The 15,950-nt window shown below is 73.0% G+C and carries 10 protein-coding genes; 9 read left to right on the plus strand and 1 reads right to left on the minus strand.

Annotated features, from left to right (window positions below):
• Positions 1 to 6 precede the first annotated feature (6 nt).
• The 8 genes from IG02_RS0124955 (at position 7) to IG02_RS0124995 (ending at position 12,057) form a co-directional block, all read left to right on the plus strand.
• Positions 7 to 1,314 (plus strand): B12-binding domain-containing radical SAM protein, encoded by a 1,308-nt coding sequence (locus tag IG02_RS0124955; protein ID WP_030752337.1) that lies wholly within the window; start codon positions 7 to 9, stop codon positions 1,312 to 1,314.
• Between the two features lie 4 nt (positions 1,315 to 1,318).
• Positions 1,319 to 2,605: a Gfo/Idh/MocA family protein gene (locus IG02_RS0124960; protein ID WP_234314899.1), complete on the plus strand. Its 1,287-nt coding sequence runs from the start codon at positions 1,319 to 1,321 to the stop codon at positions 2,603 to 2,605.
• Entirely contained in the window at positions 2,602 to 3,513 is a 912-nt protein-coding gene (locus tag IG02_RS0124965) for a class I SAM-dependent methyltransferase (RefSeq protein WP_030752342.1), read from the plus strand. The genes IG02_RS0124960 and IG02_RS0124965 overlap by 4 nt, the downstream gene beginning before the upstream one ends.
• Positions 3,513 to 5,333: a serine hydrolase domain-containing protein gene (locus IG02_RS0124970; RefSeq protein WP_078854788.1), complete on the plus strand. Its 1,821-nt coding sequence runs from the start codon at positions 3,513 to 3,515 to the stop codon at positions 5,331 to 5,333. The genes IG02_RS0124965 and IG02_RS0124970 overlap by 1 nt, the downstream gene beginning before the upstream one ends.
• 186 nt (positions 5,334 to 5,519) lie before the next feature.
• The gene (locus IG02_RS0124975; protein ID WP_051765690.1) at positions 5,520 to 6,647 is read left to right on the plus strand and encodes a methyltransferase; all 1,128 of its coding nucleotides are present in this window, start codon (positions 5,520 to 5,522) and stop codon (positions 6,645 to 6,647) included.
• A 20-nt stretch (positions 6,648 to 6,667) separates the two neighbouring features.
• Positions 6,668 to 7,990: a cytochrome P450 gene (locus IG02_RS0124985; protein WP_051765692.1), complete on the plus strand. Its 1,323-nt coding sequence runs from the start codon at positions 6,668 to 6,670 to the stop codon at positions 7,988 to 7,990.
• 567 nt (positions 7,991 to 8,557) lie between these two features.
• On the plus strand, positions 8,558 to 11,482 hold the full coding sequence (locus tag IG02_RS0124990; protein WP_030752356.1) for a helix-turn-helix transcriptional regulator: 2,925 nt from the start codon (positions 8,558 to 8,560) through the stop codon (positions 11,480 to 11,482).
• A gap of 212 nt (positions 11,483 to 11,694) precedes the next feature.
• A complete protein-coding gene (locus IG02_RS0124995; RefSeq protein WP_030752359.1) occupies positions 11,695 to 12,057 on the plus strand; it encodes a DUF805 domain-containing protein in 363 nt (120 codons plus the stop codon).
• Positions 12,058 to 12,235: 178 nt separating this feature from the next.
• On the opposite strand, the gene IG02_RS0125000 is transcribed toward IG02_RS0124995, so the two are convergent.
• Positions 12,236 to 13,969, minus strand: coding sequence for a glycoside hydrolase family 13 protein (locus IG02_RS0125000; protein WP_107055690.1), 1,734 nt, complete (start codon positions 13,967 to 13,969; stop codon positions 12,236 to 12,238).
• Between the two features lie 158 nt (positions 13,970 to 14,127).
• On the opposite strand from IG02_RS0125000, the gene IG02_RS0125005 reads away from it, so the two are divergent.
• A complete protein-coding gene (locus tag IG02_RS0125005) occupies positions 14,128 to 15,318 on the plus strand; it encodes a serine hydrolase domain-containing protein (protein WP_051765694.1) in 1,191 nt (396 codons plus the stop codon).
• Positions 15,319 to 15,950: the final 632 nt, after the last annotated feature.

The following is a 15,950-nucleotide window of genomic DNA, read 5'->3' on the forward strand; positions in this document are numbered from 1 at the left end:
GCGCTCATGAGCCGAATCTGCCTGGTGATACCCAGCAACAAATTCGACCAGTACTTCATCCAGGTGCCCCTGGACGTCCTGATGGCCGCCGGTCAGCTGCGGGCCGAGGGGCATGAGGTCGCCCTCTGGGACCAGCGTCTCCAGGACGCGCCCCCCGGTGGCTCCGAGGCCGACATCCTGATCGTCTCCTCCGCCATCGCCGACCGGGCCCAGTGCTATCCGCTCGACCTGGGGCCGGTCAAGGCCGCCGTGGACCGGGCGAAGGCGCGCTTCCCGGGCGCCCGTACCGTGGCCATCGGACCGCACGGCACCCATCTTCCGGAAGCCACCCGGCTGGACCTCGGAGTGGAGCACGTCGCGATCGGCGAGGCGGACTCGGCGGCCGTGGGGGCGGTCCGGAGCCTGGCCGCGGGCGCCACGGCCACGGTGCTGTCCGGCGACGTCGCGCCCGCCTCCCCGCTCTCGATCATCGGGGCCCGGCCGAAACCGTATCCGAACATCCCCCTGGAGGAGTTCGCGCTGCCGGCCTACGACCTGGCCCCCATGGCCGACTACACGGCCGAGGTCATCGTCGACGGGCTGCCCCAGCCCGGCCCCTGCGGCATGGTGCTGGCCGCCCGCGGCTGCACGTACGGCTGCACGTTCTGCCATCTCCCGTTCGGCAACCGGATGCGGACCCAGCCGGTGGACCGGGTGATCGCCGAGGTGGAGGCGCAGCAGGCGGCGGGCCTGGAGTTCCAGTTCTTCCTCGACTACGTCTTCGGGATCAACAAGACCTTCTACAACGACATCTGCCGGCGGCTGCGCGGCCAGGGCGTGGGCTGGGTCGGCCAGACCCGGGCCGAGATCGTGCTCAAGAGCGATGTGACCGAGTGGGCCAAGGCCGGCTGCCAGGGCATGTGGCTGGGCGCCGAGTCGCCCGCCGTGGCGACCACGGGCGTGCACAAGCGGGTCACCGAGCAGCAGATCCGCGATGCCGTGCTCAAGCTCAAGGACGCCGGGATCGTCCCGTTCGCGTTCATCCTGCTCGGTCTGCCCGACGACGACGCCTGCATGGCCGACTGGCTGGTCGACTGGGCGTCGGAGATCCCCGCGTGGTTCGGCATCAACCAGTTGTTCCTGCGGCCCGGGACGAGCCTCTACGACCAGCTGGCGCCACGCTACAACGACGGTGCCGCACCCGGCAGTTGGCAGGAGATCCAGGCGGTGACCCGGCGCTACCGCGAGGCGTACCCGGCCGACCTGGACGGTCAGGAGCGGCGCCTCACCTCGCTGTCGAACTACCTGGGCAACGCCATTGTCCCGGTCGCCTGAGCCCGTGGAGCCGGTCGAGGGACCCCCGGCCCGCCCGGGTACGTCCGGGAAGCCGCCGGAGAAACCCGGGCGGCCGCGCGGGGAGCTGAGGTTCGGGATCGTCGGCTGCGGATCCATCGGCGGATTCCTGGGGCGGCTGCTGACCCGGGACGACCCGGAGCTGCGCGGCCGGGCGCGGCTGACCGCGGTCGCCGGCCGGGACCCGGCGCGGGCCCGCGAGCTGGCGGCCGAACTGAACCGCGACGCGGTCGGCGTACCCGAACTGCTCGCCCGCCCGGACGTGGACGCCGTCCTGCTGTGCACGCCGAGCGGTACGCACGCCGACCTCGGGACGGCCGTGCTGCGCGCCGGCAAGCACCTCCTCGTCGAGAAACCGCTGGAGGTGACGCCCGCCGCCGCGGCCCGGCTGATCTCCGTCGCGCGACGGGAGGGCAGGACGCTCGGGGTGGTGTCGCAGCGCCGCTTCGACCCGGCGGTGCGGCTGGCCCGCACCGCGATCGAGGCCGGGGAGCTGGGGCGCGTCACCTCCGTCCTGGTCGAGCTGCCCTGGTGGCGCGAGCAGTCGTACTACGACTCGGGCGGCTGGCGCGGCACCCGCGCCCTGGACGGCGGCGGGGCCCTGATGAACCAGGCCGTGCACGCCGTGGACCTGGCGCAGTGGCTGGCCGGGCCGGTGGTGGAGGTGGCCGCGCACACCGCCGTGCTCGCCCACGACGGGCTGGCGGTGGAGGACGTGGCCACCGCGAGTCTGCGGTTCCGCGACGGTGCGCTCGGCGCGCTGCTGGCGACCACCGCCGCCTATCCGGGCCGTACCGCCCGGATCTCTGTGCACGGCGACCGGGGTTCGGTGGTCGTCGACAACGACGAACTGGCCTACTTCCATGCCGCGCGCGCGGGCGAACGGGCGCCCGCCTACGGGGCGTTCGGCGCGGCGAACCAGGCCGCCGAGCACGCCCCCTCCCAGAAGCGCGACGGCGGCCGGGACCGGATCGGCCTGCTGTACCAGCCGCATCGCGACCAGGTGCTGGACTTCGTCGACGCCGTACGGGAGGGCCGGGCCCCGCTGGTGGACGCGGAGGCCGGCCGGCGGGCGGTGGCGGTGGTCACCGCCGTCTACACCTCGGCGGCCACGGGACGGCCCGTACGGGTCGACTCCGGTCCGCCGCGTACCGGCGCCGGCACCGCTACCGACACGGGTGCCGGCACCGGCACGGGCACTGGCACTGGCACTGGCACTGGCAACAGCCCCGGCATCGGCACCGGCACGCATCACGAGGAGGACACATCATGAGCGGCGTCGTACGCGACGGGGAGGCCGACCGGAAGGCGGCCCTCGCCCTGCTCTTCGACCGCAGCGCGCCGACGTACGAGCGCGTCGGGGTGGAGCACTTCGACGACCTCGGCCGCCGGCTGGTGGCCCGTGCCGGGGTCACGGCCGGGGAGCGGGTGCTGGACGTCGGCTGCGGCACGGGCGCCGTACTGGTCCCCGCCGCGCGGGCGGCCGGCCCCGAGGGCGAGGTCATCGGCGTCGATCTGTCCCCCGGGATGGTGGCACGGGCCAGGGAGGAGATCGCCCGGCACGGGCTGCGCCGGGCGCGGGCCCTCGTCGGTGACGCGGAGAGCGTCACACCGGCCGGCGGGGACGGGGCGGACGGCACGAACGGCACCAGTGGCGCGAACGGCGCGGTCGGGGTGTCCGTGGCACCGGGTTCGTTCGACACCGTCCTCGCCGGGATCAGCCTGTTCTTCTTCCCCCGTCCGCGGACGGCCGCGGCCCGCTACCACGAACTGCTCAAGCCGGGCGGACGGTTCGCGGTGTCCTGGTGGGGGCGGCCGGACCCGCGGTGGGACCCGGTCTTCGCCGCCAGTGCCCCGTACGGCCGCGGCCCGTCCTCGCACGTCCTGCCCGCGAACAGCCCGTTCCGCTCGGTCGACGCCTTCCACACGATGCTCTCCGACGCCGGCTTCGCCGACGCGGAGACGGTCGAGGAGGACTGCGTCACCCGCTTCGCCGACGCCGAACAGTGGTGGACGTGGGTGTGGTCGACCGCCGGCCGGCAGTTCTGGGAGAGCGTCCCCGACGAGGCGCGCGAGGACGCGGTGGCGGCCGTGAACGCGGAACTGGACAGACTCAAGGCAGCCGACTCCAGCCTCACCAGCGTCTCCAAGGTCCGGTTCACCGTGGCCAGGAGCAAGTGATGGGGCGGACACCCGTCAGGACGGACGTCCACGCCGGCACGGCTGCCTCGGAGGCCGCGGCAGCGAGGGCGGGCGCGGACGCCCCGGACACCGAACGGGCGGCCGCCGCGCCGGCCTCGGCCACCCCGGTGCCGACGGCGCGGGAGCCCCGCGCCCGGGTACCGGGCGCCGCTGCCCGGCACCCGCTGTTCTCGGCGGAGTGGCTGAGCGCCGCCGAGTCCGCGTTCGCCGCGCTCCCCGCCGACGGGGCGGACACGATCCGGATCGGGCTGGACGTCGTCGACCCGCCGGAGCGTACGGTCGCCGCGCTGGACGTCCTGGTGGACCTCGGCTCGGGCGCGCTCCGGTTCACGGCGGGCCACGGCACGGATCGGCCCACTCTCGCGTTCACCCTCACGTACGCGGACGCGGGCACCCTGCTGTTCGGCGACCAGGCGCACCGGACGCGGCTGTTCGAGCACGGCGGCCTGCGGCTGGAAGGCGCGTTCCTGTTCGTGTTCTTCCTCGACCGCATCCTCAGCCAGGACGTGTCGGGGGCGCTCGCCGAACTGCGCGCGAGTACCTCCGGCCTGCCCGAGGGCGCGGACACCGCGCCCGCCCGGTGGACGCCCCGCCCGCCCGCGCACGGGCGACCCGCGCACGCCCGGCCGGCCGCCGTCCCCGGCACGGCCGCCGACGGGGAGGGTGCGGAGGAGTCGGAGGAGTCGGCCGTGGCGGCGGCTCATGACGCGCTGCCCCGGACCATGGCGGCCCTGACCCGTGAACTCGGCCGGACCACCCCCGGGGCACAGCTGTACGTGTCACACGCGCCCTCCGGCACGGCCGTGTCCGCGGCCCTCGGGGAGTGCCGCCCCTCGGTCCCCTTCACCCGCGAGTCCTGGCCGATCTGGTACTGCTGCTCCAAGGCGGTCGGCGCGGTCGGCATCGGACAGCTCTGGGAGCGGGGGCTGGTGGACCCGCTCCGGCCGGTCGCCTCGTACCTGCCGTGGTTCGACGGTGCGGGCCGGGAGAAGATCACCCTTTTCCAGCTGCTGACCCACACCACGCCCGTGCCCATGGCGCTGGACCCGCTGCACGGCACGTTCGCCGCGCCCGTCGAGGTCCGCCGCGAGCAGGTCAGGGCCATGCGGCTCCCCCCGGGTGCCGAACCGGGGGCCCGTATCAACTACGCGCCGTGGTGGGCCTGGTTCCTGCTGGCGGAGGTGGTCCGGGCCGTCGACGGCCGGGACTACGAGCGCTATCTGACCGAAGAGGTCCTCGCCCCCTGCCGGATGACCGACACCCGGATGGTGCTCTCCCCGGACGAGTACCGGGAGCGGGCGGACCGGCTGCCGCTCATCCACATCGCCGGGGGCGGCTTCCCCACGGCACCGACCCGGTGGTACGCCACCGAGGACTCGTGCACCCGGCCCATCCACGGGCTCAACATGCGCGGGCCGATCCGGGACCTCGGCCGTTTCTTCGAGACCCTGCTGGCCGACGGCCGGGGCCCCGGCGGGCGGGTGCTGCGGCCGGCGACGGTCATGGCGATGACGGCACGCCATCGTGTCGGGCTCACGGACGCCTTCGGCAACGCCGACTGGGGGCTGGGGTTCCGGGTGGAGTCCCGTTATCTGGGCGAGCCGTACACGGCGTTCAGCAGGTACGCCTCGCACCGCACCTTCGGTCACTACGGGCTGTGGACCTCCGCGGCCTTCGCCGATCCGGACGCCGGGCTGGCCGTCGCCCTGCACCTCAACGGCAAGGTGTCGCAGAACGAGCACCAGGAGCGCATGCTCGCCATCGGTGACGCCGTGTACCGCGACCTCGGCCTGGCGTGAGGGCCTGCCCTCTGTCCGCTCGCCCGGAAAAGACCGTTCCACCGAAAAAGGCCGTTCCACCGAAAAGGCCGTTGCCCGAAGAAAGACCCGGTCGCCATGGACGGACCCTTGTCCATGGACGGACCCGCTGTTCAGAGACGCACCGCTTGTTCAGAGATGAACCGCTTGTTCAGGGAGGAATCACCCATGACCCTGCCCCATGACAAAGCCGGATCGCTCGCGGCCGGAGCCGGATCCTCCGGAGCCGCCGGATCCCCGCACGCCATCATCTCCGTCGCCACCGCCTTCTGGAGTTCGAAGGTGCTCCTGAGCGCCGTGGAACTCGGTGTCTTCGCCGAGTTGGCCGGACGCTCCCTGACCGGGGAGGAATTGTGCGCACGGCTCGGGATCAAAGGCCGGGGCGCCCCCGATTTCCTGGACGTCCTGGTCTCGCTGGGAATGCTGGCGCGTACGGACGGCCGCTACCGGAACTCCCCGGCGGCCGAGGAATATCTCGACCCCGCCAAGCCCGGCACGGACATCTCCGGGTATCTGGCCTTTCTGAATTCGGGTTTCGGCTGGTGGTCCCGGCTCACGGAAGGGCTGCGCAGTGGCGACCGGCTCGACTTCTCCGACGCCCTGGCGGAGTCCGGCGGCGGCGACGGCCGCACCGCGGGCGACGGCACCCTGGTGGAGGCCGATGCCGGCAGCGACACCTTCGGCGAGGCGTTCGCCACCCCCGAGCAGGTCACGGGCTTCGTCCGGGCCATGACCGGCTACAGCATGGGCGCGAATCTGGCCATTGCCCGGGCGTTCGACTGGCGGCCGGTGCGTACGGTGGTGGACGTGGGGTGCTCCGAAGGCGCGCTCCTGGCCCAGGTGCTGGGGGCTCACGGGCACCTGCGCGGCATCGGATTCGACCTGCCCGCCGTCGGCGACCGCTTCGCCGCCCACCTGCGCGACGCCGGGATCACCGGCCGCGCCGAGTTCGCCGGCGGTGACTTCTTCACCGATCCCCTGCCGAGCGGGGACGTGATCGTGCTGGGCCACGTGCTGCACGACTGGAACCTGGACATCAAGCAGACCCTCATCCGCAAGGCGTACGAGGCCCTGCCGTCCGGCGGATCGCTGCTCATCTACGAGTCGCTCATCGACGACGACCGGCGGACCCACACCCTGTCCATGCTGACCAGCCTCAATGTCTCACTGGTCTCCGCCGGCGGGCTCGGTTACACGGGCGCCGAGTGCCGGAGCTGGCTGGCCGCGGCCGGTTTCCGGGACATCTCGGTCAGCCCGCTCGACGGCCCGGAGTACATGATCGTCGGCGTCAAATAGAGGGTTCCGGACAGATACAGATGACGACCCACGAAGCGGAGACGTCCTCCCCGCCCCCTCCCGGCGGCTGCCCCTGGCCGGCCGCCGGGAGCACACCGCCCGGCGCGCCCGCCGCCGCACCCGACCACGCCGCACCCGACCACGCCGCACCCGACCACGCCGCACCCGGCCCCGCCGCGCCCGGCCACCCCGCCACCGCGGCACAGCGGGGGCCGCTGCCGTCCTACCTGCCGCGGCGGCCGGCGCCGGACGTGGTGCGCGTCCTCGCGCCGACCGGTGACCGGCTCTGGCTGGTCACCCGGTTCGGCCTCGGCCGGGAGGTGCTGACCAGCACCCGGTTCAGCCGCGCCATGGCCGTCGCCGAGTCCGCGGCGGCCATCCATCCGATGCGGCCCGATCCGGCCGCCCTCACCAGTCTCGATCCGCCCGCGCACGGCCGGCTGCGCAAGCTCGTCAACCGCGCCTTCGCGCCCGACGCCGTGGCCTCGCTGGAGGGCGTGATCCGGCGGACCGCCCGCGGGCTGCTGGCGGACCGGCACACGGCCGACCTGGTCTCCGGCTACGCGGAGCCGCTGTCGGCGTCGACGATCTGCCAGATGCTGGGGGTGCCCGAGGCGGAACAGGACCGCTTCGTCCGGCTGGCGAACCGGGCCCATGGCATCACCCCCTGCTCACCGGAGGAGTCGGAGTCGGCGCGGCACGAGCTGCGCGCGTACGTCGGCTCGCTGGTGGAGCTCGCCCGGCGCGAGCCGGGGCAACACCTCCTCGGTGCGCTGGTACTCGCCCATGAGCAGGAGGGCGCTCTGGACGAGAAGGAACTGCTGGCCCTGGTCGAGCTGCTGCTCAACGCGGGGTACGAGACGACGATCGGCCAGATCGGCCTCGCGGTGCTCGCCCTGCTGGAAAGCCCTGACCAGTGGCGGGAGATGGCACGCCGCCCGGAGCTGATCCCCGGCGCGGTCGAGGAGCTGCTGCGGTACGCGCCCGTCGTCCCGATCAGTTTCACGCGGGTGGCGCGGCAGGACGTCGTGCTCGGCGGACAGCGGATCAGGGCGGGCGAGAGCGTCCTGGTCTCCCTGCTGCACGCCAACTTCGACCCGGAGGAGCACGCGAGCCCCGAAGATCTCCGTATCGACCGCCGCACCGCGCGGAATCTCACATTCGGGCACGGACCGCACGTGTGTCTCGGCGCCCAATTGGCCCGGCTCCAACTCCGTGTCGCGCTGGAGGAGTTGGCTGACGCGTGTCCGGACCTGGCGCTGGACGCGGACCCCGGTGCGCTGCGCTGGCGACCGCCCGAGGCCATCGTGCGCGGCCCGACCTCCCTCCCGGCATCGTGGTGACGGCCGCGCCCGCTCCCTGACCGCCCGGCCACCAGCCCCCACCGGTCCCGCCTCCCGGCCACGGCAGGGTGCGGAACAGTCGCCCGTCGCGGATCACGCGACGGGCGACTGTCACGATGAATCCTCGGGCGGAACGGGCGCGAGACGGAATCGAGTTACACGAAAAACAGACAGGAATCACCAGGAATTGCCCGGGAGGCACAGGAGCTCACTTTCCGGCGACTCCTTCCTGGGGCCGGACACTTGACGCGGCATTGCTTACGCAATGTTCATGGACTGTTCAAAACCGCGGCCGCCCTCGCCGCCCGGACGAATCCCTTGGAAGACCCACTCGAACGTCAGCGGCCAAAGGGCCGCCCGCGCGCCACCCACCCCGCGGGGCGCGGCGCGGACCCTAGCGAATGACCGGGGATGTTGCAATCGCACAGGACATGGCCAGATATGGACCCGTCGACTCCGGAGAGTCGCGGCACGACTACTACACTGTCGCTCCGGAGGATGTGTTTTCAGCGATTCCGAGCTGCCCGAGAACCGGGAAGGTTTTCCCCCGAGCGCAGAGGCGGGACGATGATTTCGGCGAGTCGCAATGCTTATCAGAAGGAATTCGACGAACTCCTGGCGGACGCCTGGCTCCATGGCGGGGTACTGGTCCTGCACGGCGGCCCGGGAACCGGGAAGACCACATTGCTGAGGGAATTCAGGGAACGGGCCCTCGCGGCGGACGCGCTGTGCCTGACGGCCGTGGGTTTCCGTAACGAGAGCTGCCTTCCTTTCACGGTCGTCGAGCAATTGGGCTACTGCCCCGGAGCGCCCCGCCCCGTGGTCTCGGCCCTGGAGCGGCTGGTGGCGCACGGCGCGCCCCGGGACCCGCGGGACCACGGTCATGTCGCCCGGCTGCGGGAGTTGACCGCCGCGCTGGGCGAGACCGCGCACAGACGGCGGCTGGTGCTCCTGGTCGACGACCTGCACTACACGGACAACGCGTCCAGGGACTGCCTGCTGCATCTGGCCCGGCGGGCGTGTGCCAGCGGAATCGTCATGGTGTTGACGTATGGTCGGGTGCTGCACGAGGGGAGTGTGGAACGGTCCGAGTTCGAGACCGTACCGGGGTGCCGGCTGGTCGAGGCGAGCCCGTTGTCCCCGGGAGAGGTGCGGCTCCTGCTGGAGGCCGAGTGGGGGGCGGAGGCCGCGGAGCGCCTGCACGAGTCCTGCCATCGGGTGAGCGGGGGAAGCCCGGCGCTCGCTCTCGCCCTGATCCAGGACCACCGGCCGGCGGAGGCCGCACGTACCGGCTCCGCGGAGATGACGGTGGGCAACGGGTTCCGGGGAGCGTATCTGTCCCGTCTGTCGAACCACCCCGCGCTGCTGTCGTGTGTGCGCGCGGCGGCCCTGCTGGACCGGAACGCCTCCACGGAAAGAGTGGCACGGCTGCTGGCACGTGACACCGAAGCCGTGGCCGGCGAGCTGGCCGAACTGGCGGGAGCGGGGCTGCTGCTGACGGGCGGCCGGTTCCGGCATCCGGCCGCGCGGGCTGCGGTGCTCGAGGGACCGGGCGGCACGGAGCGCGCGCGGCTGCGGCTGCGGGCGGCACAGCTGTTACGCGCGGACGGCGCGCCACCGACGACGGTGGCGGAACACCTGGTGGCCGCGGGCGAGGTGCCCGACGAGACGGGAGTGGCCGTGCTGCTGCGCGCGGCGTGGCAGTGGCTGGCGGAGGGCCGCGCCGACGCGGCGTCGCGCTGTCTGCGGCTGGCCGACCGGGCCGGGCTGGACCCGGATCGACGCGAGCACGTCACGCTCGGGCTGGTGAGCGCGCTGTGGTGCGTCAACCCCGCGGCGGCGGAACCGGAGATCGCCCGGCTGATGGCGGCCGTGCGGGCGGGCACGGCGGAGGAACGGACGCTCCACGGGCTCATCGACTGGCTGTTGTGGTTCGGCCGGTCCGAGGAGGCCACCGAGGCGATCGCCCGGCTGCGGAAGGTGTACGACCCCGACGCCCCGCACGGCGGGTACCGGCTGACGGCCACCCGGGCGATGGTCGCGCAGTTGCGCCCCGACGCACTCGCCGACCTGCCGGTACCCGAACGGCAGGCGGACGACGCCGAAGTCGCCGGGATGTCCCAGGGCACCGCGGCCTCTCCGGTCGCCACGGCCTCGTCAATCACTACAGCCTCTCCGGTCACCACAGCCTCGCCGATCATCACAGTCACCGCCGACGCCACGGGCACCGGCCCGGAGCAGCCCGCGCCGCCGTCCGTCGATCACGCCGGCGCCCCCGGCGGCCAGGCCGAACTCGTCCAGTTCGGCCTGGAACTCTCCCGGGCCGGGACCATGCTCCAACTGCCGGCGCCGTTCCCGGAGTGGCAGTTGCTGTGGGAGCGCGAGATCACCGCGCTGCTGGGGCTGGCCCAGCACGGTCATCTGACGATGGCGGACCAGCTGGGCAGGGGGCTGCTGGCCCGGTTCCCCGCCGGGTCGCCCGCCCGGCACGCGCTCCTCCGGGGGATCCATGCCTGGACGGCGGTGCAGCGCGGGGACATGAGAACCGCCGTCGCGCACGCGAGCGGCGCCCTGGACGAACTCCCCCCGCACAGCTGGGGCGTCGCCATCGGCTCCCCGCTGTCCAGCCTGGTGATCGGACACACCGCCATGGGGCAGCTGGACGAGGCCGCCCGCTACCTCGAACTCCCCGTTCCGGAGGCGATGTCCCGTTCCGTCTTCGGCCTGTTCCACCTCGTCGGGCGCGGCTACCACGCCCTGGCCGCCGGACGGCCGTACGCGGCCCTCTCGGATTTCACGGCCTGTGCCCCCCTCGCGGAACGATGGCGCCCGCCGTCCCGCCACCTCTTCGACTGGCGCACCGGTGCCGCCGAGGCCTTTCTCGCCCTCGGCGAGCGGGACCGCGCCCGTGACCTCGCGGAACGCCAACTCGACGAGATCGGCACCGCTGTCTGCGCCGCCCGGGGCGACGCCCTGCGGACGCTGGCCGCCACCGGACCCGTGGCGGCGCGCCGGCTCCTGCTCGACGAAGCCGTCCATGTCCTGCGTGCCTGCGACAGCCGTCTCAGTCTCGCCCGGGTGCTCTCCGACCTCAGCGAGGTCCACCTCGACGCGGGCCGCACCGAGCGCGCCCGGGCGCTGTGGCGGGAAGCCCAGCGTCTCGCCCGTCAGGCCGGGGCCAGAACCCCGCACTGGACCACTCGTACCCCGCCGGCGGCCGAGGTGGCCCGGCCTCCCGCCCCGGCCCGCGCGCCCGCGCCCGCTGCCGCCGCGCTCGACGAACGCCTGCTGTCCGAGGCGGAATGGCGGGTGGCGGCCCTCGCCTCGGAGGGCAAGTCCAACCGGCAGATCGCCCGCCACCTCTACATCACCGTGAGCACGGTCGAGCAGCACCTCACCCGCGTCTACCGCAAACTCTCCGTACGGCGGCGGGCCGAACTCTCCCAGCTGATCCGCCCGGTGGCCTCCGAGACGGGCCCGCTCACGGACTGACGGGCGTCGGGCGTCGGGCGTCGGGCGTCCGCGGGGGCGTCGCGTCGGCTCCCCCGGAACAGCCCCGCTCCGCGTCCCGGCGACCACGGGAACGGGCAATTTTCTGTGACGATGCGTCGATTTGACCTGCGCAGTTCAAGCCACCTATCTTCAGCGTCCGGCCTGCTCGCCATGGACAGGTCATCTATCGGTAAAACCCTCGGGGGAACACAGTGAACTGGTATCTCGAAGTACTCAAGAAGTACGCCGTCTTCAGCGGCCGGGCGCGCCGCAAGGAGTACTGGATGTACGTCCTGGCGAACTTCGTCATCACCATCGCCCTGAGTGTCATCGAGGGCGTGGCGGGGACGAACGGCGTCATCGCCACCATCTACTCCATCGGCATCATCATCCCCAGCCTCGCGGTGGCGGTGCGGCGCCTGCACGACACCGGCCGGTCCGGCTGGTGGCTGCTGATCGGTCTGATCCCCCTCGTCGGCTCGATCATCCTGATCGTCTTCATGGCCACCGACGGCGAGCAGCACCCGAACGCGCACGGCCCGAACCCCAAGCACGCGCCGCAGCAGTACGCGTAACGCCGGTACCGGTGCGCCGCCGTCGCGGAGGCGCACCGCTGCCACCGGCCCGTGGGCCCCGTCGGCCGATGTCCGACGGGGCCCACGGCCTTCGCCGCCTGGCGGCCCGGTGGCCCCCAGGTGGCCGCTCACGGCTCACGGCGATACGGCGCGGCCCGCCCGGCCCGTCAGGCACCGCTCACCCGCGCGTGTCCAGCCAGACGGCGGCGTCCGCCGGCAGGACGACGGGCCCGCCCGGCGCGCTCCCGTCCGCCAGGTCCTCGCTCAGGTCCTCGCTCGCGAGGAGCAGCCGGGCGCCCGCCGGAAGCGACAAGGGCAGCGTCCGCCCGGAGATGTTGACCCGGCACACCAGACCCGCGCCCTTGCGGAAGGCCAGCTCGCCCTCGGCCGACGGCAGCCAGGCGAAGCTCTCGTCCCCGACGAAGTCGCGTCGCAGGCGCAGCGCCGTGCGGTACAGCTCCAGGAAGGAGCCCGGCCGGCCGGTCTGCGCCTCGACCGAGTACGCGCCCCAGCCGGCCGGCTGGGGCAGCCAGCTGCCGCCCGGGCCGAAGCCGTGGCTCGGCCCGGTCCTCGTCCACGGCAGCGGCACCCGGCAGCCGTCGCGCCCCTTGCGCCGCTGCCCGGTGCGTTCCCACATCGGATCGCGCAGCGCCTCGGCCGGCAGATCGGCGACCTCGGGAAGACCCAGCTCCTCGCCCTGGTAGAGGTAGGTCGTGCCGGGCAGCGCGAGCGTCAGCAGCGCGGCGGCCCGCGCGCGGCGGCCGCCCTGTTCCTCGTCCGGCGCCGGTTCCCGGCCGTCGGCCATCAGCCAGGCCGGCAGGTCCGTGCCGAGCGGCAGGGCGTGGCGCGTACGGTGGCGCACCACGTCGTGGTTGGAGAGCACCCAGGTCGGCAGGGAGCCGAAGGCGGCGGCCCCCGCGAGCGAGGTGTCGATGACGTCCCGGAAGGCGGCGGCGTCCCACGGGCAGCGCAGATGGAAGAAGTTGAACGCCTGGTGCAGTTCGTCGGGCCGGGTGTAGAGCGGTAGCCGCGCCGCGCTGACACCGGCCTCCGCGACCATGATCCGGTCGGGTGCGTAGGAATCGGTGATCTTGCGCCAGGCCCGGTATATCTCGTGGGTCTCGTCCCGGTCCCAGAAGGGGTGGTTCTCGCCGCTGGGCGGGGCGTTGAGGGACGCGCTGTCGCCGCCCCGGGTGTCGCGCAGCGGCGGTACGAGGTCCTTGCGCAGCCCGTGGGCCACATCGATCCGGAACCCGTCCACGCCCAGGTCCAGCCAGAACCGCAGGGTCCGCTCGAAGTCGGCGAGGACGTCGGGGTGTTCCCAGTTCAGGTCGGGCTGTTCGGCGGCGAAGATATGCATGTACCACTGGCCGTCGGGCACCCGGGTCCAGGCCGGACCGCCGAACTTGGACTGCCAGTCGGCGGGCGGCTCGGCGCCGTCCGGTCCCCTGCCGTCGCGGAAGACGAACCGCTCCCTCGCCTCCGATCCGGGAGGGGCGGCCAGCGCCTCCCGGAACCACCGGTGCCGCTCGGAACAGTGGTTGGGGACGATGTCGACGATCGTACGGAGCCCCAGCGCGCGGGCCCGCGCCAGCAGTGCCCGGAAGTCGTCGAGGGTGCCGTGGCGCGGGTCGACGTCGCGGTGGTCGGCCACGTCGTAACCACCGTCGGCCAGCGGGGAGGGGTAGAACGGCGTGAGCCAGACCGCGTCCGCTCCGAGCTCCGCGACATGGCCGAGGCGGCCCGTGATGCCGCGCAGATCGCCCATGCCGTCGCCGTCGGCGTCGGCGAAGCTGGGGACGTAGATCTGGTACACCACGGACTCCCGCCACCAGGCCCGTCGCTCCCCGCCGAACTCGTCGGTGCCGTCCCGCACGTCGTGCTCTGTCACTGGTACCTCTCGTGCCGTCATTCGGAAAGACATGTATGTCGTTCGATGCGATCATCTCCTGACCGCACCGGAGAAGGTCCGGGGACGGCCGAACTACGCCGTATGCGGGGGGACATGGCAGGCACGGGGGCACCTGGAGGGAGCCGGCGCCTGCCAGGAGCGACGGGAGGATGGCAGCCATGACGGACGACACGGCGACCGAACGCGCGGTGGGCGCCACGGGTCATTGCGACGAGCGGTTCGCGGCCGTACACACCGCCTTCGAGCGGAACTTCCTGGAACGGGACGAACTGGGCGCCGCCCTCACCGTCACTGTGGGCGGGGAGCGTGTCGTGGACCTGTGGGGCGGCTGGGCCGACGGCGCGCGTACCCGGCCCTGGCAGCGGAACACCGTGGTCAACGTGTGGTCCACGACCAAGGGACCGACCGCCCTCTGCGCCCATCTGCTGATCGACCGGGGGCTGCTCGACCCGGACGCGCCGGTGGCCGCGTACTGGCCGGAGTTCGCCGCCGCCGGGAAGGAGTCCATACGGGTCGGGGAGCTGCTCTCGCACCGTGCGGGCCTGGCCGGACTGCGCGAGCCGCACAGCCTGGAGCAGTTGTACGACTGGGAGCTGACGACGTCCCGGCTCGCGGCCACGGAACCCTGGTGGGAACCGGGCACCCGGTCCGGGTACCACGTACTGACGTACGGCTTCCTGGTCGGCGAGGTGGTCAGGCGCGTGACGGGCCTGCTACCCGGGGAGTTCGTGCGCCGGGAGGTGACCGGCCCCCTGGGGATCGACTTCACGATCGGCCTGCCGGAGGAGGAGGCGGCACGCGCCGCCGAGCTGGTGCCCCCGCCGGCCGTCCCGGACAGCGAACAGGCCGCGATGATCGCGCGGTTCCCCCCGGTGGCCGTGGCGGCCCTGGCCAATCCGCCCACCGTCGCCGCCGACGCCGTCACCCCGGCCTGGCGCGCGGCCGAACTGCCCGCCGTCAACGGCCACGGCACGGCGCGCGCGGTCGCCGCGCTGTACGGGATCTACGCCGGGCACGGCCGCCTGGGCGCGCACCGGGTCCTGTCCGCCGAGACCGTCGAGCGGATCCGGGAAGGCCAGGGCGCCGGCCAGGACCTGGTGCTGGGCGCGGGCCTCGCCCATGACACGGAGATCGCGCTGGGCCTCTGGCTGAGCGGCCCGAACGGCTCGTACGGCCCCAACCCCCGGGCGTTCGGACACGACGGCTTCGGCGGCTCCTTCGGCCTCGCGGACCCGGAGGCGGGCATCGCCATCGGATACGTGATGAACCGCATGGGCCCGCACATCGCCGACGACCCGCGGAAGCTGGCGCTCATCGAGGCGGTCTACGAGGCGGTCGAGGCGCGGTAAGGCTCCGAGCGGCCCGGGGCCGACGAGCGCCGCCGACGGCCGCTCCCCGTCGGCCCTGGGCCGTTCACCGTGGCGCGTACCGCGTACCGCGGTGCGCGCCACACGTGCGCTCGCGCCGGCGCCATTCGCGCTCGCGCCGTACGGGCACCGCCCGCGTCGCCCGTCGAAAACGAAGCGTCGCCCCCTGACGGAACGCGCCTCCGGCTGCCCGCAAGACCGCGTCTCCGGCCGAATTCATCTGCCGTCAGGCGCGTTTCCGCCCCTCCGAGACCACCCCACCGATCACTTCAGGCCAAGATCACACCGTGCGCATTTCGGTGGTACGCCACCCAATCGGGCAGCGGCGCTCCCCGAATCCCCGCACAACCGGACCCCGTTCACCACGACAGCGAATCCCCAGCGTCACCCGCCCCACACCCACGGTGAATCCATGTGTGTTCGTGACGCCTTCCCGCCTGGCCGAATGACGTCACCGGGCACACCTGGCGGCACATTTACGGCTTTATCCAGCTACTGACGGGCACTCACCGACCGCCACACTCTACGCGCAAAGATTTGCGACAGCGTACGAGCGAACCGGCATTCACCGCCCCGTGGGCCATCCCGTCCGTGCCCCCTGCCCGCCTTCGGCC

Source organism: Streptomyces sp. NRRL F-5135, from assembly GCF_000719775.1.
In the GTDB taxonomy this organism is placed as follows: Bacteria; Actinomycetota; Actinomycetes; order Streptomycetales; family Streptomycetaceae; genus Streptomyces; species Streptomyces hebeiensis.

Coding starts and splice junctions, on each gene's coding strand:
- IG02_RS0124970 (WP_078854788.1), top strand. CDS start 3,513: ATGGGGCGGACACCCGTCAGGACGGACGTCCACGCCGGCACGGCTGCC.
- IG02_RS0124965 (WP_030752342.1), top strand. CDS start 2,602: ATGAGCGGCGTCGTACGCGACGGGGAGGCCGACCGGAAGGCGGCCCTC.
- IG02_RS0124985 (WP_051765692.1), top strand. CDS start 6,668: ATGACGACCCACGAAGCGGAGACGTCCTCCCCGCCCCCTCCCGGCGGC.
- IG02_RS0124975 (WP_051765690.1), top strand. CDS start 5,520: ATGACCCTGCCCCATGACAAAGCCGGATCGCTCGCGGCCGGAGCCGGA.
- IG02_RS0125000 (WP_107055690.1), bottom strand. CDS start 13,969: ATGACGGCACGAGAGGTACCAGTGACAGAGCACGACGTGCGGGACGGC.
- IG02_RS0125005 (WP_051765694.1), top strand. CDS start 14,128: ATGACGGACGACACGGCGACCGAACGCGCGGTGGGCGCCACGGGTCAT.
- IG02_RS0124990 (WP_030752356.1), top strand. CDS start 8,558: ATGATTTCGGCGAGTCGCAATGCTTATCAGAAGGAATTCGACGAACTC.
- IG02_RS0124955 (WP_030752337.1), top strand. CDS start 7: ATGAGCCGAATCTGCCTGGTGATACCCAGCAACAAATTCGACCAGTAC.